Here is a 20,328-nt window from a genome sequence, read left to right on the forward strand (position 1 = left end):
ACCACCTGGGTGAATTTGGTGACCCGCTGCGCAATTGACTGCGCCTGCGCGCCATCGACCACAATCCGCCCCTGCGCCAACAGCAACCGGGTATCGGCAATGGTGTAGTCGCTGTGTTGACTGATAAAGCGATCGAGTCGCGTGGTCGAGGCTGTCATGCCCTGCTGGCCATAGAAATACTCACCCAGGGAGGCAAAAATCTGCCGACCTATCCGCGGTGTTTATTGAGGTATTGCTTGGTAGAGTAGCCGGTCCAAACCTTAAACGCCTTGCTGAAATTACTGGCGTTGCTGTAGCCCAGCAATTCGGAGATATTCTCCAGCGTCATGCGCTCGTCTTCCAGTAACTGGATAGCCCGGCTGAAGCGCTCGGAGTTTTTGATATGTTGGAAGCTGCTGCCCTGTTGGTTCAGTTTTCGCTTAAGACTGCTCACCGACATAAACAGCGCGTCGGCGACTTCGTCTATCGACCGCCAATGCCGGCGGTCATCGCAGTAGATAAGATTGCGCACCTGATCAGTAAAGGTGATGCCCCGGGCATTCATCGCCAGCAATTCTTCCTCACATTGCGCCAATGCCGCTTGTGATATCGCCGGATTGTGCGCCGTGGGCTGCATTTCTAACAGCGCGGCCGGAAAAAAAATGCTGTGGCGCTCACCCTGGTACTGAATATCCAGCGCCGGCTGCTGGCGACGGGGGTCAACCCCCCGGCTCGGGTAGGTGGTGTGGATAACAATGTCGCGATCAGACTGCAACTGGCCGATAAGCTGCTTGGCCATCAACGCCAAGCAGCACAATATCGTCAGCACAAAGATCTCTTCTATCTGTGCCTGCTCCGGCGCTAGCACATCCTGGTTCGCCAGCTGATCGACAATAAACACCTCGGCGATATCGCCGTTTATCTCAAGTTTTAGTTTGAGGTTTTGGATACGAATATCGATAAGCTGAATCAGCAGAGTAATGGCTTCATGTACCGTTGCGCAGCCGTTCAAGGCAAAACCCAACTTGCCGTGACGCGACAGCGTAAGGCGCCGTGCAAAGTCGTATGGCAGCATCGGGTCGGCCAGCAAACTCGGACAGTTTCTCAGCACCTGCACCAGCGACTCATTGCCTATTTTGATATCGTCATGAATAAAAATATCAACGGGCAGGTCGCTGCCAGCCAGAAACTGTCGCGGCTCAATGCCGCGCTCAAACGCCAGCTCCTGCAGTGCCACCAGGTATTCAACGGCGATAGCCGTGTCGCCTCTCCCCACCATTTTTACTGTCATTGTGCGCACTTTATTAAAGTTAAATCGGGCTAAAAGGACTAAAAGCTGGTCTGTTTGAATCTGTCCGCACCACTACCCCTACTCTAAGATCATCGACCAGTTTGGGTCAACACGCTTAAGGGGAAGCAAATGGACGGCAACAATACCGCTAATTCGGCGACATCGGAAATATCAAAGATTCTGCCACGCAATGTGCAATTTGATTTTAATATCGATATTAAAAAATATTGGTACGACGACAACGCGCTGATGACCGCGTGGATGTGTGCGCTGTCTTCGATGTTTCCCCCCGGCGAAAAGGAATTTATTCGCTCAATACGCGCCTTTGAAAAACAAATTCAAGACCCCGCTCTGCAACAAGATATCAAAGGCTTTATCGGCCAGGAGGGCTTTCACCAGCTCAACCACAAACGCGTTAACCGCTATCTGGAAGAAAAGACCGGCTTGCGCGTCACCGCCCTGGAACAGCAGGTCAGCGACAATATCGGCGACATGCTAGCCGCCGGTGACTTTAGCGACGCCCAGTTACTGGCCTCCACCGTATGTCTGGAACATATCACCGCGATTATGGGCGAGTGGATGCTGCGCAACAAGGAAATCGCTGACCCTGCCCCGGCCATCTTTCGCGAGCTGATTTTGTGGCACGGCGTGGAAGAGCTGGAACATAAATCTGTCGCTTTTGATGTGTATATGCAGTGCGTCGGCGACCGCAAATTGCTGCGCCGGGTCATGGTGGCCACCACCTTCGGCTTTTGCATTGGCCTGCTGCGCATGCAGCTCCAGCTGCTGTGGTGGGAACGCAAGCTGCCGTCGCTGCGCGACCTGTGGGGCACGCTCAAATTCAACTTTGGCAAGCACGGCGTTATACGCCATGTGTTTAAGCCCTACTTCACCTTCTTCAAAAAAGACTTTCACCCGGACAACACCGATGAAAGCGCACTCATTGCCGAGTGGGCGCGAAACTACCCAGAACTGGCGAGTGCCACAAAATGACGACCCAGCAAGCACCGGTGGTGGCGATCAGCGGCGCCGCCTCGGGCATCGGCCGCGCAATAGCCCTTCTCTATGCCCGCCGCGGAGCGCGCTTGTCGCTGGCGGATAAGGGCGAACTCAGCGAGGTTGAGCGCGACTGTCGCCACCTGGGCGCCGCCGATGTGCTGTGCCTGCAGCTGGATGTCAGCGATCGCCAGCAGGTCCGGCAGTGGGCCGACAGCAGCGCCGCACAATTTGCGGAAATTAACCTGATTATCAATAACGCTGGCGTGAACCTGAGCGGCTGTTTTGAACACAGCAGCCGCGAGGACTTTGACTGGCTGATGGGCATTAATTTCTGGGGCGTGGTCAATGGCTGTGAGGCCTTCCTGCCCTACTTAAAACACGCCCGCTGGGGCCACGTGGTGAATATATCCAGCCTGTTTGGCCTGATCGCAATGCCCAATCAAAGCGCCTACAACGCCGCCAAGTTTGCCGTGCGCGGTTTTACCGAAAGCCTGGCGCTGGAAATGGCGCAAAGCCCCTACAACATCAGCGTCAGCACCGTGCACCCCGGCGGCATTAAAACCAATATCGTCAACAACGCCCGCTTTGGCGACGCCCAACTGGGCGCCGTCGATATCGAACAGGCCAAGCAGCAATTTAACCACCAGCTGGCGCGCACCAGCGCCGAACAGGCCGCGCAAATTATCGTCCGCGGTATCGACCGCAAAAAGCGCCGCATCATCGTCGGTAAAGACGCGGCGTTTATCGACCTGGTTCAACGCCTATTGCCATCACGCTACCAAGCTTTAGTGCTGCGCTACGTATCCTGAGGACTCATCATGAAAGAACAACAGGCCAAGGTAATTATCGTCGGCAGTGGCTTTGCCGGCCTAGGCATGGCAATACAATTAAAGAAAGCCGGTTGGCACGACTTCATCGTACTGGAACGCGGCGACGACGTTGGCGGCGCCTGGCGTGAAAACCACTATCCGGGTTGCGCCTGCGATGTCGAGAGCCTGCTCTACTCGTTTTCCTTCGAGCCCAAGCACGATTGGTCGCGCAAGTTCGCACCGAGTGCGGAGATTCACCAGTACCTGCGCCACTGCGCGCGCAAATACGATATTTACCCCCATATTCACTTTTCGCGCAGCCTGGTTAGCGCCGAGTTCGACGAAGGCAATGCCCGCTGGCAACTGCGCGACAGTGACGGCCGGCATTACAACAGCCAATTTCTGGTGTCGGCACTGGGGCCGCTGAGCAACCCCATTATCCCCGACCTCGACGGCCTGGATAACTTTGACGGCCCGGCATTTCACTCCGCGCAGTGGGATCACAGCGTTGACCTTAAAGACAAGCATGTCGCGATTGTCGGCAGCGGCGCCAGCACCATCCAGTTTTTACCGAAAGTGGCCGAACAGGCCAAGTCGGTCACCCTGTTTCAACGCACAGCGCCGTGGGTGATGCCAAAGCTCGATAGACCCTTCAGCCGCCGCGAACAACTGATGTTCAAATGGCTACCGGGCTTTCAAAAACTCTGGCGGGGGATGATCTACTGGCGCGCCGAGCTGTTTCTTAAAGCCTATCTCAACACCGATTCGTGGTTACACCGCTACGGCGAAAAGCAAATTAGACGCTATATCGACGCCGTTATTAGCGACCCGCAGTTGCGCGAAAAAATAACGCCCAAATTCAGCCTCGGCTGCAAACGCACCCTGCTCAGTAATGACTACTACCCCGCCCTGATGCGCGACAATGTCAGCGTGGTCGACGCCGGTGTAGAACAGATTTCTTCTCGCGGGGTCATTGCCGCCAACCAGCAGGAATACCCCGCCGACGCCATTTTATTTGGCACCGGCTTTCGCGTTGACGACCCACTCTCCGGGGTCACGGTGAAAGGGCTGGACGGCCGCGACCTCGGCAAAGAATGGCAGGGCAATGCCTTTAGCAGCTATTACGGCACGACGGTCAGCGGCTACCCCAATATGCTGATACTGGCGGGACCGAACACCGGCATCGGCCATACCTCGCTGGTGTATATGATTGAGCAGCAAATCAGCTACGCGATTAAATACCTGAAAAAAGTCGACAGTATCGATGGCGCTTATCTCGATGTGCTCCCCGACGCTCAGCAGCGCTTTCACGACAAACTGCAGCAGCAATTCCCCGGCACCGTGTGGGCCGCCGGCTGCGAAAGCTGGTATCTCACCGAGGGCAAAAAGAACTTCAGCATTTGGCCGACCTTTACCTATCGCTACGCTAAAGAAGTTCGTCAGCTGCGCCTGAGCGACTACCGCCTGTGCTCAGTCGCCGGGGTCAATGGTAGCGAGGTGCTGGCGCGATGAAGCCGCTGAATAAAATCGCAGCGGGTGCTGCGCTGGTATCGGCCTTGGTCGCACTGCCAATTGCCGCCTGCTACACCGCCCCGCTACAAACCGCAGCGGGAATTACCCAACTGCAACGCTACTTATCCGGCGCGAGTTACCAACAAGTGTCGCTGGCCAGCGGTGTAAGCATGGCCTATTTAGATAGTGACAGCAGCGCAACCGCCGACAAACCAGTGCTGCTGTTACTGCACGGCATTACCTCTAGCAAGGATATTTGGCTGGAGATACTGCAAAACTTCCCCAGCTATCGCGTCATCGCTGTGGATATGCCCGGCCACGGCGACAGCCGCGAACCCCAGGACTTTGACTACGCCGTCGAAAACCTCAGCGCTCAACTTGCCGCCTTTATTCAGCAACTTGAGCTGCCGCCGGTTCACCTGGTCGGCAACTCACTGGGCGGACTCGTTGCCGGCCTCTACACCGCTGAGCACCCTAAGCAGGTACAGTCATTAGTGCTGATGAACAGCGCCGGCATTGACCCGCCACAGAAGAGCATGTTGATGCAGAAGGCCTTAACAGATCGCAGCTACAACCCGCTGTTAGTGCAATCACCTGAGGACCTTTCGCCAAAACTGGCCGCCGTGCTGGCCCGGCCACCGCAGCTGCCACCACCGATAAAGCAGCTGATGTCTGCCCGGGAACTGTCGCGGCTGAAGGCCAATAGCCAGTTGTTCGCAGCCGTGCTTGACGATGAAAGCAACCTGAATAAATTAGAAGCGCTGCTGCCCAAGTTCGCGGTGCCAACCCTGTTGCTGTGGGGCGATCGCGACCAAATATTTCACTTCTCTGCAGTGAGTAAAGCTCGGCGACTGGCGCCGGCACTGCGCAGCCATATAATTCCCGACTGCGGTCACCTGCCGATGCTTGAAGCGACGGCCGAAACCGCCGCCGTGTTGCAGCAGTTTTTTGCCGACATCGCCCCCAAAGGGCAGCGCGCCGCTTTATTGACGGGGGTATAGGGTGCGCAGCACTAACGCCCTGCTGGCGGCGCCCGCACTGGTGATCTATTGGCTGTCCTTTTACGCTGGCGCCCTATTGTCGATCAACATGGCATCGCTGCCCTATCTCGCCAAAAGTTTCTCACTGGGCGACGGCCAGCTGGCCAAGATGCTGTCGGCGCTGGCGGTTGGCGGCATATTGGCGCTGTGGGGGGCGCGCTACAGCGACCGCTTAGGACGCCGCCGCGTGCTGCTGGCCTGTGCCTTATTGTCCTACCCTCTGTTGCTGGCCAGCGCGCTGGCACCGAGCCTGTGGGTGTTTATTCCCCTGCAAATCGCTCTCGGAGGCTTATTAGGCACCATCCACATCACCACCATGGTGGCAGTGGAGGAACAGCTGCCGCTGTCGTTCAAGGCAAAGGGCCAGGCCTGGGTGGGTGCGATCTTTGTGCTGGGCAATGGCGCCGGACTGATCAGCGTCAACCTTGCCGCCTATTTTATTGCCGAGGAAAGCTGGCGCTATGTGTGGCTGTTCTTTTGCTCGGCTATTTTTCTGCAGCCACTGCTCGCAAAATTTCTCAGCGAAAGCCACGAGTACCAGCAAATTGAAAGACACCAGGGTCTGCGCGGCGATCGCTGGCTGGATTTATTTTCGGGCCGACAGCGGAAATTAACCCTGTCGCTATTTGCCGCACTGCTGTGCTGGGACATCGCCCAGTCCGCCGTCAACAGCTGGTTGATCTATCACCCGGTAGAAAATTTAGCGGTGGCCCACGAGTGGGTCACCAGCTATTTGATTATCGGTGGCTGGCCGGCCTTGCTGGGCTTCGCCCTGGGGGTTTGGCTGCGCGAGCGCCTCGGCGGCTATGCGCTAGCGCTGTCGCTGTGTTGCGCACTGAGCTTGCTGGGCAATTTTGTTTACTTCTGGGTAAAAGCCGATGCCAACGGACTCTTGGCAGCCATTAGCAGCGCCTATGTTCTCGGTCTACTGATGGCCAACGCCCTGCTGGTCAATGTGCGCCTGCTGATCAACGAACGCTACCCCACCCAGATGCGCGCCAGTATGCAATCGATCGCGGTACTGGCAATGGCCTGTTCTTCAGTGCTTTCGCAGCTGGCAATTTCGCAACTCATCGCGCCCCTGGGCGGGCTGGCCAATGCCATCAGCGCACTACTGATGTTGAAGATCCTGGCGGCGCTGATTTTCATCGCCCTGCCGCTGGCGACAGAACCTGCAACAGGGCTCAAAACAAAAAACGCTGGCCTGATAACAAAAAATAATTTTTAGCGCTTAGCCACCGCCATAAGGCCGCGCGCTTAATAAGCAAAAGAATCCGCTGGTATTTCGCGGAGAGAAGATTGGAGTTTAATAATGATAGCGAATTTTGCTAAAAACACCCTCACACTGTCGATACTGCTGAGCGCCGTCAACACCGCACAGGCCGACAGCCGCATGATTGAAGAAGTGGTGGTCACCTCGCAAAAAACCGCACAGAGTTTACAAGATGTGCCGATATCCGTGTCGGCGGTCACCGGCGAGGCGCTGCGCGATGCCAATATCGGCACCCTTGCGGAACTTTCCGTACAGCTGCCCAACGTCAACTTTGCCTCGGAAGGCCAGCGCAACGAACAGGTTTATATTCGCGGCTTTGGCACCAACCCCTTTAACCCCAGCTTTGAAAGTTCGGTCGGCATGGTGCAGGACGAGGTGTTCTACGGTCGCGCACCGTATTTTTCGGAAATTCCCTACGACATTGAACGCATAGAAGTGTTGCGCGGGCCGCAGGGCACACTGTTTGGCAAAAACACCGTCGCCGGCGTATTCAGCCTGACCTCTCGGCCAATCACCGAAGAGTTTCAATTTTTTCTGGAAGCCGGCGCCTCGGAACACCAGGGCAAGAAATTGGAAGTGGCTGCCGGCGGCATGCTCAGCGAGCGCATTGGCCTGCGCCTTGCCGGTATTGACGTCAGCAGCGACGGCCAGCTGGACAATTACTTTCTCGACCGCAAGGAAGAGGCCTTTGAATACCAAGCCGCGAAACTAAAACTGCTGCTGCGCTTAAGCGATAGCACTGAACTGGAGCTAAGCGCCTCAACGGCAGACACCGACAGTAATTTTTGGGGCAACCAGCTGTATCTGTTAGACGACGATACGCGCGAATACCTGCAGGATTTTGACCCCGACATCGAAGGCAACGCCTTTGATTATAAAATGAGTTCCAACACCCCCGGCACCGCCGACAAACCCACCCAGACTTATATCGCCAAACTGAACATGGACCTGGGCGAAGCCCTGGGCAGCGATCAACTGGATATGACGGTGGTGCTTGCCAGCACCGACCTGCAAGTCTCTTCTCTGGCCGACCTCGACGCCTCGCCCGCCGATATTGCCACCATGTTTATCAACGACGACTACCAGCAATACACCTTGGAATGGCGCTTCAGTGGTCGCGGCGGCGCGCCCTTCGGCCTTGGACAGGGCGTGGATTTTGTCACCGGCGTTTACCTGTTTGCCTCCGACTACGTCTTTCACGGCGGTTTCAAACAGGGCGAAGACACCACCGACTACGTATTAACAGAAGACGCCGCCGAACTGGCCGGCGACATGGCGCCCGCCATTCCGGCGCTGTATGCCCTGACCCTGACCCAGCGCAATCAGCGCTACGATTTACACTTTGATCGCCGCACCGAATCCATCTCGCTGTTTGGTCAGTTCACCTGGCAGTTAAGCGACAGCCTCGCCATCACCCCGGGTCTGCGGGTCAACCGCGAAACGAAGCGGGCGGATTTATCCGGCACCCTGAGCTGCGACAGCATCGTGCCGGTCGTCGGCGAACAGACGCCCTGCACTTTCGGCATGGTATTGGGGGCAAACTCTTACGCACTGCGCGACCAACAGCGCACCGTCGATGATATTTCGCCAAAACTGTCGCTGATGTACGCCCCCAGCGAAGAGATCAATTTTTACACCACCGCCAGCGTCGGCTTTAAAAGCGGCGGCTACAACGCCCTGTCCTTTAGTGGCGAACAGCTGTCCTACGACGATGAAACCGCGCGCACCATCGAATTTGGCAGCAAGGGCCGCTTTTTCGACCGCAGTCTAAGCCTCAATGCGGCGGTGTTCTACAGCGAGTTTGAAGACCTGCAGGTACTGGCCTTTAATGGCGTTTTCTTTGACGTGCGCAATGCCGCCACCGCCGTGTCTCAGGGCCTGGAACTGGACTGGCAGTGGCTGACCCCCTTTGAACCGCTGAGTGTCAGCGGCGCTTTGGGCTGGCTGGACTCGCACTATAAAAGCTATCCGGGTGCGCCGGCACCGATCAGCGACGGCCGCGAGGCGCAGCAGGATCTGGGCGGCGAGCAGGTGGCCTATTCACCGCAAAGCTCGCTGACGGTGAGCCCCAAGCTGGAACTTCCGCTGGGAGATCACTATGGTGTGCAAACGGTGCTGGATATTGTTTACAACGGCGACAAATACACCGATACCGATTTGGATGAGAACACCAAGGTGGCGGCCAACACCAAGTTAAACCTGCGGCTTAGCATGGGGCATATTTCGCGCAGCTGGGGGGTGACACTGGGGGTAAAAAACCTCACCGATAAACGCACCCTCAACGCCGTTACCGACTCGCCGTTTTTTCCCGGCAGTTATTTCGCCACTCAGGCGCCGGGACGCGAATACTACGCATCGCTGCGCATTGATATCTAGGAGATATGTTATGGCAAGACTGCAAAATATCTTTACCGCAATCGTGCTCGCACTGCTAACTGCCAACACCGTACTGGCAGAAGAAGGTGATTGGCAGCTCGCCGCCGAGCGCGACGGCGTGCGCGCCTACACCCGCGCCATAGACGGCTCGGACTACCGAGAGTTCAAGGGCGAAATGCTCGTCAGCGCAAGCATCAAGCAGTTGCTCGGTTTGCTGGACGACACCCAAGCCTGCCCCCAGTGGATGCACAACTGCGTGGCGCCGCAATTACTCAGCGCCGTTTCCGCCAGAGAGCGCTACACCTATATGCGCAACGACCTGCCCTGGCCCTACTCCGACCGGGAACTGCTGGTCCACTCTGTCATTCACAACGACGGCGACAGCGTGACCATTGAACTTAATGGCGTCGACGAAGAGGCTCTGACCGCCAAGGCCCAGGCAACGCTGCCCAGCGGCAAAAAATTTCAGCGCGCCAAATCCCTGCGCGGTTTCTGGCGCTTCACTCCCCAGGGCGACAACTACCATATTCACTACCAGCTGCACATCGACCTCGGCGGCTCGCCGGCACCGACGCTGGCCAACGCCCAAATCGCCGACACCCCGCTGAACACCCTGCTCAATATGCGCAAGCTGATAGAAGCCGGCGCCTATCGCGAATTCACCCTCCCCGACGATGTCTGAGTATCACGCTGGCCGCCAAGCCAGCGTGACACAGCAGTCGCCGCGCCCTCCTCAAGGGCACTGCTGAAGCAGGAAATTGTCGTCGAAGCGGGGGCTGAAGCCCGTCCCCAGCCAGCGTCAGCTATACTTGTTTAGCTGACACGGCTACCGCGTCACGCTGATCCGAATCGTTAATGTGCACGAAATGGCCCACCAAGCCGGCTGGTAAACAAGAGGGGGGGATATGACGTGATCGCCGTTAACGAGATACGTAACAGCGTTGCAAAATTCGGCGTTACTAGCACCGTCCATGATCTAGCCCTTAGAACTGCAAATCGCCTGCTGCTATTGAAGGTATTTAAGGGATTTGTCGGCGAGCGCGTCGCCCCGTCCTTTCTGCTCTGCCCGCCGCCATACCGCCGACAATTTCTCGATGAAACCATGCTGCGCGCATTCGCGCTGGACCCCAATACCGGCCTGTCTGCAGGGTTTTTGGATGAAGCACTGTCCAAAGGGGACGAGTGCTATGGGATACTCGACGGCGACGGTAGACTGGCCAGCTATGGCTGGTATGCCCGAACGCCGACTCGCATCGACCCTCCCAAGCTGAGGCTATTCTTCGGCGAGCACTATATTTACATGTACAAGGCCTATACAGACCCTCGCCATCGTGGAAAAAAGCTGCTCGCGCTGGCCATCACCGGCGCACTCAAACACTATCAGCAGCTGGGCTACCAGGGGCTCGTTGCCTACGTTGAGTCCAACAACTTAAGCTCGCTCCAATCTTGCCGGCAGTTGGGCTACAGCGCTTTCGGCACAATCGTCCTTATTAAACTATTCGGCCGATTCCTCATCCTGACCAGCGCCGGATGCCGCCCCTTTGGCTTGCGCATCGAGCCTGTCGCTGCCGACGGCAGCGACCGCCATCACCCCCCTGCCGGCAGCTGAGTAATACCGCCGTCGCCCCCAGCTGCCCGCACTGAGCAGCGCCTCGCCGGCCGGAGGCAAACTAACGAAAATGTCTCGGCGAGCTAGCGGCCAAGTATTTCGATAATTTCCCGAGTGTTCTCCATAACCCTGAACACCTCGCCGTCGACATCTACCGTGACCGCCCCGCGGCCATCGCTGGAAATCACCCGGCCCTGACGATAAATATCATCGTCAATCACCTCACCCACCACCAACTTCTTCTGCCAACCCGGTGGCAGAGCACCCCCTCTGTCCACTTTCTTTTGCAGGCCCGGCGGCAGCGGCTTGTCTTTTTCCGGCTTGGCCTGCGCCAAGCCACTGATACCCATCATCAACACCGCTAGCGCCACCGCAACTTTTATTAGCCTCATACTCCGCACCCTCTGATAAAAAGCTTACCCTGCCGCCCCTTATAGCCCTGGGCGGCAACGCAAAGCAAGACCGGCGAGCGTATCTCAGCCCTCGGCAGTCGCGCGCTTCTCTGCATTCAAGGTATACGCCCAGCGCCAGCCGTGTTTCTGCGACACCACAAAGCCGTGCTCGACCAAACAGCGCGCCAGCTGCGGCGCGTGCTCAAAGTCCGGGTCGGGATGGTGCTCGGTAATCGACAGCACACCGCCCGGCTTCAACACCCGCGCCGCCTCGCGCAAAAAAGACTCACGCTCGGCGATCTCGCCAAACACCGTCACCAAAAAAATCGCATCAAAACTGCCATCGTCAAAGGGCAGCGCCTTGCCGTCCGACTGCCGGGTGACAAAATTATCCAGCCCCGCTGCCTGCAAGCGCGCCGCGCTTTTCGCCAACATCTCCGGCTGAATATCCAGCAGCGTTAACATGCCCCGCGGAATCCGCCGCGCCACCGCCGCACTGTAATAGCCAGAACCCGGCCCCACTTCCAACACCGCCGCATCCGGTGCCACCGGCAAACGCCCCGCCACCGTCTTCGCCGACATAATCAAACCCCGCCCCGGCAAATCCAAAAACCACGTCATCTGATGCGGATACACCCCGCGCCCAAAGGCCCGCGACCAAATATTCAACCTCTCGGAAAGTTTCATAAGCTCAATTCTTATTGGTGAATTTCAGCGGTGAATTGCAGGGGTAGACTCGCCTACACCGTAGCGCCCCCAGCCACATAAAGACCGGTTAAACCCGCCATGCGATTCCGCCTTGAACCATCAAGCTAAACTATCGACAGCGTGCAGAGTCAATGATTATTACCCCATTGAAATTGTTGATTAACGCCTTACATAGATAAAACTTTTTACTCAATGAACGACACGGGAAGGGTAGAGACTACACCTCCAATGTCACTCCGATTTATATGTCGTTGCCGGCTGCTTGGCAACCTCCGGAAGTGACCGTGTCATCCCCACCAACAACATTACAGTCATCTCCGCCGACAAGCGTTGTGCTTTCGCCGCCGCCGGAATCACTTCCACCGCCACCGCCACCGGCAGCTACAGCCGCTCCTACGGCGACGGCGCCAACCCACACCCAAGGGTTGGCAAAAAAACTGCTGCCTCCTCCACTGCCATTGGCGTGCTTTATTAGTGATGGGTTGTGGTAGGCAACAGGAATGCCGTAGAGGTAGCTGGTTTTTACGCCGGAACTGCTTAGCGAAAATTGGGCAAACGGACTAACGAAGGTATCGCCCTGCGTCAGTAAAAGCGCGTTTTGCCCAGAGGAGGCAAGCAAATTACTGACTGCATTTTCATTCATTCCCAAGGAGGTGAGCTGGGATGACTGCAAAACATCAGCTTGCGCGCGAGCGTTGTGGCTAACAAACAGATTGCTTACCCAGCGATCTTGTTGAGCAGCCAACGAGCCGAATTGCAGGGTGAAATTAAGTGCCAGCGAGTACTGCTGTTCTGCCGCCTTAATCGGACTAGTACAACAAAGAAATACCGCAATAAAGCTAGCGATCCGTAGAGATATCGGCTTCATTCCCATCTTCCTTAATGATTGTTATTTTTGAGCACGGTCTAACGCCGCCGTTTGCGGGCGCGACGACAAAAGTCTTCCTCTGAGCCCTATTGATTCTTGCCAGCTCTAGTTAAGAGCCAGAGACATTGTTCATCTCAGCTAGTATTTCAGGCGTTGGGCACTCGGTTTTCTCCAATAAAAAAGTGGGAACCATGTTGGCAATGATCGGAATAATTGCCGCCCCCAACATCTCCCGGTTTGGCTTGCTGGCGATGCATGTTGTTTTTCCGGGAACAAGATCAACTTCTAGAATTGATGCAGGGCTAGCATCCGCTTTTGCTTGCAGAACATGATTCCCAGAATCGATTTCAACGACCGAATATTGGTCATTCCGCAACTTCATAAAATACTGGTCCCCTTCACCGACATACAAGCTTGCTGCACCAGCCTGGAATGCCGACTCCCGGTAAACAAGGAGTTCAGAGGTTTCACTTCCTTCCGTTACAAATGAATAATCATTCGACAACGTCGTGCAGCCTGACAATACAATCAAACCCAGGATTATCAGTTTCTTCATTCGAGCCTCCTATGCTCATTTTTCTCATAACGCCGCCAGCAGGAGCGAAAAAACCAGAGCGAAGCGTCGGTTTTTACGTCGCGCTGCCTGGCCTTGTTAATTGTCTTTTTCATACTTTGCTAATATTAGCTTTGCTTCAGCCAAACATAGCTTAAGCATAAGCTCTTCCTGCAACGAACCTACTACCGTTTGGTACTGCTCAGCCATCGCCGCCTCAATTTCCTGCAAGATTGACTCTGCACCGGCGGGGATGTTCACGCTGAACGATAACGATGGTAGCCCTCCATATTCATTGAAAATTTCGACGACCCTATCAATGACTTCTTGCTTTTCCGCTGGATTGCGTATCTTCAACCCCGCAATAAGCTCGTCTCGCATTTGATTTGAAGCGCGGAGTTCCTTCGACGGAAATTCTATAATTTTGCTCATAGACAATTAACAGCCTGTTTATGAGGACTCCGTCCTCATAATAATTATTATCGGGCGGCCATCTATCACTTTTAGGCGGCCGTTTAATTACGCGCTAACTCACTGTATTAAAATCAATATTTCTCTAATGAATTAACCAAAAATCCATTAACCGGGAGATGGCGAGTTAGATAAAAGTGTTAAACAGCCCGACTTTTTAACAACGAAGGAAGTGAGAAGAGTTACGAGAATCCTTACCGTTCCTTCGGCATTGCGGGGCAGTAATCCTTAACTGCTTTAGTGCGTTTACCATAAATTCCCGCCACGCTTTAGGCAAGCATTTCCTTCGATCCTTCCGTTGGCACGGACGGTAATCCCCCTCAGCACTGCCGAGCACGGCCTTGCCCAAACGGAAATTGCGCGAGGACTGTCTGAGCCGACAGGCGAGTTCCGCAGCGCCCGTTTGGGCAAGGCCGCGCGCAGGGGATCGGCGGCGATTAGCCGACGACAGTGATGTGGGGGCGTGCTTTTCTTGCTTACTTCTTTTTCACGTAAAAAGAAGTCAGTCGCCCAGCAAGGGCGAAACCAGTTTTATCAACCAGTAAATTAAATAAAGAATTTCGCCAAGTTATCCACACGGCACCACACAACGCCACCCCGCTATCTAATCACACAGCCAACGTCGCAAACACCAAGCCCCAGCGGCTTAAGTCTGCCCTAAATCCCAGACATAAAAAAAGGCAGCCTAAGCTGCCTTTCTTCGTAACCCCATTTAGGAATTACTTGCTCATCGCCTTGCGAATCTGCTGCAAAGTCCGCAACTGCGCAGTGGCTGCCGCCAATTGCGCCGCAGCGCGCGAATAATCGATATCCGCACTCTGGTTGGTCATGGCGTGCTGTGCTTGCTTCTGGGCTTCCAGTGCTGCAGCTTCGTCCAGGTCGTCAGCGCGCAATGCCGCGTCAGCAAGAATGCTGACCACATTGGGCTGAACTTCCAGATAGCCACCTGACACGTAGTAAACCTGCTCTTCGCCGCTGTCCAGTACGATGCGTACTGGGCCGGGCTCGAGTGAGGTTAACAACGGGGCGTGACCGTAGGTCACACCCAGGTCACCCTGAATGCCATTGGCAACAATCAGCTTGGCACGGCCGGAGAAGATTTCTTCCTCGGCACTAACGATGTCGCAATGTATTGTCATAGCCATATCTTCAGCCTCTTAGGCATGAAGCCCGCTCGCGCGGACTTACAGTTTTGACGCTTTCTCGATTGCTTCTTCGATGGTGCCAACCATGTAGAAAGCCTGCTCTGGCAGGTGATCGTAGTCACCGTTCAGAATGCCTTTGAAGCTGGAGATAGTGTCTTTCAGAGACACGTACTTACCGGGGCTACCGGTGAAGATTTCTGCAACGTGGAAAGGCTGTGACAGGAAACGCTCGATTTTACGCGCGCGCTCTACAGTCATTTTGTCTTCTTCAGACAGCTCGTCCATACCCAGGATGGCGATGATGTCTTTCAGCTCTTTGTAGCGCTGAAGTACCGTCTGTACACCGCGGGCAACTTCGTAGTGCTCGGCACCAACGATCAGCGGGTCGAGCTGACGTGAAGTTGAATCCAGTGGGTCTACCGCCGGGTAGATACCTTTTGCAGCGATATCACGGCTCAGTACTACCGTTGAATCCAAGTGAGCAAAAGTGGTGGCTGGCGAGGGGTCAGTCAAGTCATCCGCCGGTACGTATACCGCCTGGATAGAAGTGATAGAACCGGTTTTGGTTGAGGTGATGCGCTCCTGGAGTACACCCATCTCTTCCGCCAGAGTCGGCTGGTAACCTACCGCTGAAGGCATACGACCCAGCAGTGCTGATACTTCGGTACCGGCCAGTGTGTAACGGTAGATGTTGTCGACGAACAACAGTACGTCACGACCTTCGTCACGGAATTTCTCGGCCATAGTCAGGCCGGTCAGTGCTACGCGCAGACGGTTGCCCGGCGGCTCGTTCATCTGACCGTAAACCATGGCTACTTTTGATTTGCTGAAGTCTTCAACGTTTACAACGCCAGCTTCCTGCATCTCGTGGTAGAAGTCGTTACCTTCACGAGTACGCTCACCAACACCGGCGAATACAGACAGACCGCTGTGCTCGGTAGCGATGTTGTTGATCAGCTCCATCATGTTTACGGTTTTACCAACACCGGCACCACCGAACAGACCAACTTTACCACCCTTGGCGAACGGGCAAACCAGGTCGATAACCTTGATGCCAGTTTCCAGCAGGTCGGAAGACGCGGCCAGCTCTTCGTATTTAGGTGCAGCGCGGTGAATTTCCATGCGCTCTTTTTCACCGATGGGACCACATTCGTCGATGGGGTTACCCAGTACGTCCATGATACGGCCCAGAGTTTCTGTGCCCACGGGTACTTTGATTTTTTCGTGGGTATTGTTGACGTCCAGTCCGCGGCGCAGGCCTTCAGAAGAACCCAACGCGATCGCGCGAACTACGCCATCACCCAATTGCTGTTGTACTTCCAGGGTCAGACCGCTGTCAGAAACTGTCAGTGCATCATAAACCTTTGGCACGGAATCGCGCGGAAACTCCACGTCGATAACGGCGCCGATAACTTGTACGATACGTCCGCTACTCATGTTAGGTTCCTCTTAAAAACCTTAAAAATTCAAAATCCGTTGCCGGCGTCGTCTTAAGACGACACCGCCGCAGCACCGCCAACAATCTCGGACAGCTCTTGGGTAATCGCTGCCTGACGGGCTTTGTTGTAGACCAGTTGCAGACCGTCGATAATTTCACCAGCGTTGTCGGTGGCGCTCTTCATCGCGATCATTCGAGCTGCCTGCTCACACGCGCCGTTCTCAACTACTGTTTGGTAAACCTGTGACTCAACGTAGCGAGTCAGCAGACCTTCCAGCAGTTCTTCCGGGTTGGGCTCGTAAATATAGTCCCAGTGGTGTTTCAGGCTATCGTCTTGCTCTGCTTCCAATGGCAGCAGCTGGCGGACAAACGGCGTTTGAGTCATGGTGTTAATGAACTCATTGCCCACCAGGTAAAGACGGTCGATCCGGCCTTCGCTGTATGCGTCCAGCATGGTTTTCACAGAGCCGATCAGGTCGGCAACGCTGGGTGCTTCACCCATGTCGCGAACTGAAGCAACAATGTTGCCACCAAAGCTTTTGAAGAAACCGGCGGCTTTGCCACCGATCAGGCAAAGATCAACCTCGACGTTTTTGTCTGACCAGCCCTTCATGGCTTTGATGGCTTGCTTGAACAGGTTGGTGTTCAAACCGCCACACAGACCACGGTCTGTAGAGACGATGACAAAACCGACGCGCTTAACTTCGCGCTCTTCCATGTACTGGTGACGGTATTCCGGATTTGCATTGGCGATATGCCCAACCACTGCACGCATACGCTGCGCGTAGGGCTTACCCACTTCCATGCGATCTTGAGCTTTGCGCATTTTACTCGCCGCAACCATTTCCATGGCGCTAGTGATTTTTTGCGTGCTCTTGATGCTGGAGATCTGGGTGCGTATTTCTTTTGCACCTGCCATGATTAAAAATCCTCAAGCAGCAAAGCGCCCCGTTGAGGGCGCTTTATCCGTCTTACCAAGTCTGAGTTGACTTGAACTTTTCGACCAGTTCTTTGAACTTGCCTTCCAGCTCGTCATTCCAGTTACCGGTGTCGTTGATCTGCTTCATCACATCGCTGTATTCAGCGTGTGCGAAAGACATGATCGCGGCTTCAAAATCCAGTACCTTTTCGACTGCGATATCTTTCAGGTGGCCTTCGTTCGCGCAGTACAGCGACAGTGCCATTTCGGCATTGTTCATTGGGCTGTATTGCTTCTGCTTCATCAGCTCGGTTACGCGCTCACCTTGCTCAAGCTGAGCTTTGGTGGCGTCGTCGAGGTCAGAGGCAAACTGCGAGAATGCCGCCAGTTCGCGGTACTGAGCCAGTGCGGTACGAATACCACCGGACAGTTTCTTAATAACTTTAGTCTGCGCTGCACCACCAACACGCGATACCGAGATACCGGCGTTCATTGACGGACGAATACCGGCGTTGAACATGTCGGTCTCGAGGAAGATCTGACCGTCGGTGATCGAGATAACGTTGGTCGGTACGAAGGCAGATACGTCACCAGCCTGGGTTTCGATGATGGGCAGAGCGGTCAATGAACCGGTTTTGCCTTTCACTTCGCCGTTGGTGAATTTTTCAACGTAGGCTTCTGATACCCGTGCAGCACGCTCCAGCAGACGAGAGTGGAGGTAGAACACGTCACCGGGGTAGGCTTCACGGCCTGGCGGACGACGCAGCAGCAGCGAGATTTGGCGGTAAGCCCAAGCTTGCTTGGTCAGGTCATCGTAAATGATCAGCGCGTCTTCACCGCGGTCGCGGTAGTATTCGCCGATAGTACAGCCGGTGAACGGCGCGATGAACTGCATGGAAGCAGGGTCAGACGCGGTTGCGGCAACGATAACGGTGTGGTCCATAGCGCCGTGCTCTTCCAGTTTGCGCACAACGGCGGCAATAGAAGAAGCTTTCTGACCTACGGCAACGTAGACACACTTAATACCAGAGTTTTTCTGGTTGATGATGGCGTCAACAGCGATCGCTGTTTTACCGATCTGGCGGTCACCGATGATCAGCTCGCGCTGGCCACGACCGATGGGTACCATCGAGTCAACGGCTTTCAGACCGAGTTGTACCGGCTGGTCTACCGACTTACGCCAGATTACACCGGGGGCAACTTTTTCAACTGCGTCGGTGAGTTTGGCATCGATAGGGCCTTTGCCGTCGATGGGGTTACCCAGTGCGTCGATAACGCGACCCTGAAGTTCGGGGCCTACGGGCACTTCCAGAATACGGCCAGTACACTTACAGGTTTGGCCTTCGGCGATATCAAAGTAGTCACCCAGGACTACCGCGCCGACTGAATCGCGCTCGAGGTTAAGTGCCATACCGAAATGGCCACCTTCGAATTCGATCATTTCACCGTACATCACATCGGTCAGGCCGTGGATACGTACGATACCGTCTGATACCGAGACGATAGTGCCCTCATTTTGGGCTTCAGCGGTCACATCCAGTTTCTCGATGCGCTGCTTAATAATATCGCTAATCTCGGAGGGGTTCAGTTGCTGCATGCTCTGTTCCTCAATCCTATTCTCTAAAACGCTCAGGAATTTATTGCTTCAGCGAGTTTCGCCAAGCGACCGCGCACCGAGCCATCTATAACCAGGTCGCCGGCGCGAACCACAACGCCGCCCAGCAGGCTGCGATCTTCGTGGCTGCTTACCTTTACCTGGCGTTGCAGTTTCTTAGTCAAAACGTCGGCAAGACGCTGCTCGGATTCTGAGTCCAGCGCAAAGGCTGTTGTCAGCTCGACGTCCACGGTTTTCTCTTGGACGGCTTTGTGCGCTTCAAACAATTCGCTGATTAACGGCAGTAATGCCAAGCGCTTGTTCTCTGCGAGAATCCTGATGAAATTTTCACCGCCGGCATTGAGTGCATCACCGCAGATGTCGATAAACTTCTGCGCTTGCTGCTCGCTGGTGATGGCCGGAGAAGACAGCAATTTGCTGACCCCGTCCTGACTGGCCACAGCGGCTGCTGTTGCCAGCATTTGTGACCATTCACCTAATGCCGAAGAAGCCAGGGCGTGCTCGAAAGCCGCCTTGGCGTAGGGTCTAGCCATCGTGCTCAATTCAGCCATGATCAACCTCGCTTATAGGCCTGCGGCCAGCTTGTCGACCATGTCTTTATGAACAGACTCATCGATAGAGGCTTGCAGTACTTTTTCAGCACCCGCCAGCGCCAGTGTCGCCACCTGTGAACGCAGCGCTTCTTTCGCGCGGTTCACTTCCTGCTCAACTTCTGCTTGGGCTGCGGCTTTCAGGCGATCGCCTTCAGCACGTGCAGTCTCTTTCGCTTCATCAATAATTTGATTGGAGCGCTTGTTGGCAGCATCAATGATGGAAGCCGCTTCCGCTTTGGCTTCGCGAAGCTGCTTGGCAGCTTTTTCTTGAGCAAGCTCAAGATCGCGACCCGCGCGGTCTGCGGCATCAAGACCGTCAGCAATCTGCTTTTCACGCTCTTCCATGGCCTTGCGAATAGCGCCCCACACAAAAGCGTGGCAGAACCATACGAAGAACAGGAAGGTGATCGATTGTCCAATCAGTGTGAGATTAATATTCACGCCGATACCTCTGCTATATCAAGTTGCTGAACGTGTCGTATTCCGAATGCGTGCAATTAAGCGGGCAGGCCGGGAACAACAACGAACAGAACGTACATAGCGATACCAACACCGATCATTGGAACGGCGTCAAGCAGACCGGCGATCAGGAACATTTTACCTTGCAGCATCGGAGCCAGTTCAGGCTGACGTGCAGAGCCTTCCAGCAATTTACCGCCCAGCAGTGCGAAACCAATCGCAGTACCCAGTGCGCCAAAACCGATCATCAGTGCAACAGCAATCAGAGCCAAACCCATG

General features: G+C 55.2%; 21 protein-coding genes. 8 read left to right on the plus strand and 13 right to left on the minus strand.

From position 1 onward, the window contains the following. Positions 1 to 208: 208 nt before the first annotated feature. Complete coding sequence (locus ABYM29_RS00505; protein ID WP_372860756.1) at positions 209 to 1,270, minus strand: helix-turn-helix domain-containing protein; 1,062 nt, start codon at positions 1,268 to 1,270, stop codon at positions 209 to 211. 129 nt (positions 1,271 to 1,399) lie between these two features. Between ABYM29_RS00505 and ABYM29_RS00510 the strand changes: the two genes are divergently transcribed. The 8 genes from ABYM29_RS00510 to ABYM29_RS00545 all read left to right on the plus strand — a co-directional run bounded on the left by ABYM29_RS00510 (position 1,400) and on the right by ABYM29_RS00545 (position 10,888). Next, positions 1,400 to 2,263, plus strand: a complete 864-nt coding sequence (locus ABYM29_RS00510; RefSeq protein WP_372860759.1) for a metal-dependent hydrolase — start codon at positions 1,400 to 1,402, stop codon at positions 2,261 to 2,263. Next, positions 2,260 to 3,078, plus strand: a complete 819-nt coding sequence (locus ABYM29_RS00515) for an SDR family NAD(P)-dependent oxidoreductase (protein WP_372860761.1) — start codon at positions 2,260 to 2,262, stop codon at positions 3,076 to 3,078. Before ABYM29_RS00510 ends, ABYM29_RS00515 begins: the two co-directional genes overlap by 4 nt. A gap of 9 nt (positions 3,079 to 3,087) precedes the next feature. Then, positions 3,088 to 4,590 (plus strand): flavin-containing monooxygenase, encoded by a 1,503-nt coding sequence (locus ABYM29_RS00520; RefSeq protein WP_372860764.1) that lies wholly within the window; start codon positions 3,088 to 3,090, stop codon positions 4,588 to 4,590. Then, positions 4,587 to 5,591 (plus strand): alpha/beta fold hydrolase, encoded by a 1,005-nt coding sequence (locus ABYM29_RS00525; RefSeq protein WP_372860767.1) that lies wholly within the window; start codon positions 4,587 to 4,589, stop codon positions 5,589 to 5,591. Before ABYM29_RS00520 ends, ABYM29_RS00525 begins: the two co-directional genes overlap by 4 nt. Position 5,592: 1 nt before the next feature. Beyond that, entirely contained in the window at positions 5,593 to 6,858 is a 1,266-nt protein-coding gene (locus ABYM29_RS00530; RefSeq protein ID WP_372860769.1) for an MFS transporter, read from the plus strand. Between the two features lie 84 nt (positions 6,859 to 6,942). Continuing rightward, a complete protein-coding gene (locus ABYM29_RS00535; RefSeq protein ID WP_372860772.1) occupies positions 6,943 to 9,279 on the plus strand; it encodes a TonB-dependent receptor in 2,337 nt (778 codons plus the stop codon). Positions 9,280 to 9,289: 10 nt separating this feature from the next. Then, positions 9,290 to 9,961: an START domain-containing protein gene (locus ABYM29_RS00540; protein WP_372860775.1), complete on the plus strand. Its 672-nt coding sequence runs from the start codon at positions 9,290 to 9,292 to the stop codon at positions 9,959 to 9,961. Between the two features lie 228 nt (positions 9,962 to 10,189). Further along, complete coding sequence (locus ABYM29_RS00545; RefSeq protein WP_372860777.1) at positions 10,190 to 10,888, plus strand: GNAT family N-acetyltransferase; 699 nt, start codon at positions 10,190 to 10,192, stop codon at positions 10,886 to 10,888. A gap of 83 nt (positions 10,889 to 10,971) precedes the next feature. Here the strand turns inward: ABYM29_RS00545 and ABYM29_RS00550 are convergent, their stop codons facing one another. From ABYM29_RS00550 to atpE, 12 genes are all read right to left on the minus strand, one after another. Beyond that, positions 10,972 to 11,280 carry a hypothetical protein gene (locus ABYM29_RS00550; RefSeq protein WP_372860779.1) on the minus strand — a complete coding sequence of 103 codons (309 nt, stop codon included), beginning with the start codon at positions 11,278 to 11,280 and terminating at the stop codon, positions 10,972 to 10,974. Positions 11,281 to 11,364: 84 nt separating this feature from the next. Beyond that, positions 11,365 to 11,967, minus strand: coding sequence for a class I SAM-dependent methyltransferase (locus tag ABYM29_RS00555; RefSeq protein ID WP_372860780.1), 603 nt, complete (start codon positions 11,965 to 11,967; stop codon positions 11,365 to 11,367). 262 nt (positions 11,968 to 12,229) lie between these two features. Next, positions 12,230 to 12,856: a hypothetical protein gene (locus ABYM29_RS00560; RefSeq protein ID WP_372860783.1), complete on the minus strand. Its 627-nt coding sequence runs from the start codon at positions 12,854 to 12,856 to the stop codon at positions 12,230 to 12,232. Between the two features lie 109 nt (positions 12,857 to 12,965). Next, positions 12,966 to 13,412, minus strand: coding sequence for a hypothetical protein (locus tag ABYM29_RS00565; RefSeq protein ID WP_372860785.1), 447 nt, complete (start codon positions 13,410 to 13,412; stop codon positions 12,966 to 12,968). Positions 13,413 to 13,508: 96 nt separating this feature from the next. Continuing rightward, entirely contained in the window at positions 13,509 to 13,841 is a 333-nt protein-coding gene (locus tag ABYM29_RS00570) for a hypothetical protein (protein ID WP_372860788.1), read from the minus strand. A 758-nt stretch (positions 13,842 to 14,599) separates the two neighbouring features. Next, positions 14,600 to 15,025: a F0F1 ATP synthase subunit epsilon gene (locus ABYM29_RS00575; RefSeq protein WP_372860791.1), complete on the minus strand. Its 426-nt coding sequence runs from the start codon at positions 15,023 to 15,025 to the stop codon at positions 14,600 to 14,602. 39 nt (positions 15,026 to 15,064) lie between these two features. Continuing rightward, a complete protein-coding gene (gene atpD / locus ABYM29_RS00580; RefSeq protein WP_372860793.1) occupies positions 15,065 to 16,462 on the minus strand; it encodes a F0F1 ATP synthase subunit beta in 1,398 nt (465 codons plus the stop codon). A gap of 53 nt (positions 16,463 to 16,515) precedes the next feature. After that, a complete protein-coding gene (gene atpG / locus ABYM29_RS00585; protein ID WP_372860795.1) occupies positions 16,516 to 17,382 on the minus strand; it encodes a F0F1 ATP synthase subunit gamma in 867 nt (288 codons plus the stop codon). Between the two features lie 52 nt (positions 17,383 to 17,434). Beyond that, entirely contained in the window at positions 17,435 to 18,979 is a 1,545-nt protein-coding gene (gene atpA, locus ABYM29_RS00590; RefSeq protein ID WP_372860797.1) for a F0F1 ATP synthase subunit alpha, read from the minus strand. Between the two features lie 32 nt (positions 18,980 to 19,011). After that, a complete protein-coding gene (locus ABYM29_RS00595; protein WP_372860799.1) occupies positions 19,012 to 19,548 on the minus strand; it encodes a F0F1 ATP synthase subunit delta in 537 nt (178 codons plus the stop codon). A 12-nt stretch (positions 19,549 to 19,560) separates the two neighbouring features. Then, on the minus strand, positions 19,561 to 20,031 hold the full coding sequence (locus ABYM29_RS00600; RefSeq protein WP_372860802.1) for a F0F1 ATP synthase subunit B: 471 nt from the start codon (positions 20,029 to 20,031) through the stop codon (positions 19,561 to 19,563). A gap of 56 nt (positions 20,032 to 20,087) precedes the next feature. Further along, a complete protein-coding gene (gene atpE / locus ABYM29_RS00605) occupies positions 20,088 to 20,327 on the minus strand; it encodes a F0F1 ATP synthase subunit C (protein WP_251086350.1) in 240 nt (79 codons plus the stop codon). Between the last annotated feature and the right edge of the window lies 1 nt (position 20,328).

It is taken from the genome of Spongiibacter sp., assembly GCF_041602295.1.
Lineage (GTDB): Bacteria > Pseudomonadota > Gammaproteobacteria > Pseudomonadales > Spongiibacteraceae > Spongiibacter.

What these genes read in the sequence shown, in the direction of transcription:
- ABYM29_RS00505 (WP_372860756.1), bottom strand. Translation starts at nt 1,270, where the DNA reads ATGACAGTAAAAATGGTGGGGAGAGGCGACACGGCTATCGCCGTTGAA.
- ABYM29_RS00510 (WP_372860759.1), top strand. Translation starts at nt 1,400, where the DNA reads ATGGACGGCAACAATACCGCTAATTCGGCGACATCGGAAATATCAAAG.
- ABYM29_RS00515 (WP_372860761.1), top strand. Translation starts at nt 2,260, where the DNA reads ATGACGACCCAGCAAGCACCGGTGGTGGCGATCAGCGGCGCCGCCTCG.
- ABYM29_RS00520 (WP_372860764.1), top strand. Translation starts at nt 3,088, where the DNA reads ATGAAAGAACAACAGGCCAAGGTAATTATCGTCGGCAGTGGCTTTGCC.
- ABYM29_RS00525 (WP_372860767.1), top strand. Translation starts at nt 4,587, where the DNA reads ATGAAGCCGCTGAATAAAATCGCAGCGGGTGCTGCGCTGGTATCGGCC.
- ABYM29_RS00535 (WP_372860772.1), top strand. Translation starts at nt 6,943, where the DNA reads ATGATAGCGAATTTTGCTAAAAACACCCTCACACTGTCGATACTGCTG.
- ABYM29_RS00540 (WP_372860775.1), top strand. Translation starts at nt 9,290, where the DNA reads ATGGCAAGACTGCAAAATATCTTTACCGCAATCGTGCTCGCACTGCTA.
- ABYM29_RS00550 (WP_372860779.1), bottom strand. Translation starts at nt 11,280, where the DNA reads ATGAGGCTAATAAAAGTTGCGGTGGCGCTAGCGGTGTTGATGATGGGT.
- ABYM29_RS00555 (WP_372860780.1), bottom strand. Translation starts at nt 11,967, where the DNA reads ATGAAACTTTCCGAGAGGTTGAATATTTGGTCGCGGGCCTTTGGGCGC.
- ABYM29_RS00560 (WP_372860783.1), bottom strand. Translation starts at nt 12,856, where the DNA reads ATGAAGCCGATATCTCTACGGATCGCTAGCTTTATTGCGGTATTTCTT.
- ABYM29_RS00565 (WP_372860785.1), bottom strand. Translation starts at nt 13,412, where the DNA reads ATGAAGAAACTGATAATCCTGGGTTTGATTGTATTGTCAGGCTGCACG.
- ABYM29_RS00570 (WP_372860788.1), bottom strand. Translation starts at nt 13,841, where the DNA reads ATGAGCAAAATTATAGAATTTCCGTCGAAGGAACTCCGCGCTTCAAAT.
- ABYM29_RS00575 (WP_372860791.1), bottom strand. Translation starts at nt 15,025, where the DNA reads ATGGCTATGACAATACATTGCGACATCGTTAGTGCCGAGGAAGAAATC.
- atpD (WP_372860793.1), bottom strand. Translation starts at nt 16,462, where the DNA reads ATGAGTAGCGGACGTATCGTACAAGTTATCGGCGCCGTTATCGACGTG.
- atpG (WP_372860795.1), bottom strand. Translation starts at nt 17,382, where the DNA reads ATGGCAGGTGCAAAAGAAATACGCACCCAGATCTCCAGCATCAAGAGC.
- atpA (WP_372860797.1), bottom strand. Translation starts at nt 18,979, where the DNA reads ATGCAGCAACTGAACCCCTCCGAGATTAGCGATATTATTAAGCAGCGC.
- ABYM29_RS00595 (WP_372860799.1), bottom strand. Translation starts at nt 19,548, where the DNA reads ATGGCTGAATTGAGCACGATGGCTAGACCCTACGCCAAGGCGGCTTTC.
- atpE (WP_251086350.1), bottom strand. Translation starts at nt 20,327, where the DNA reads ATGGGTTTGGCTCTGATTGCTGTTGCACTGATGATCGGTTTTGGCGCA.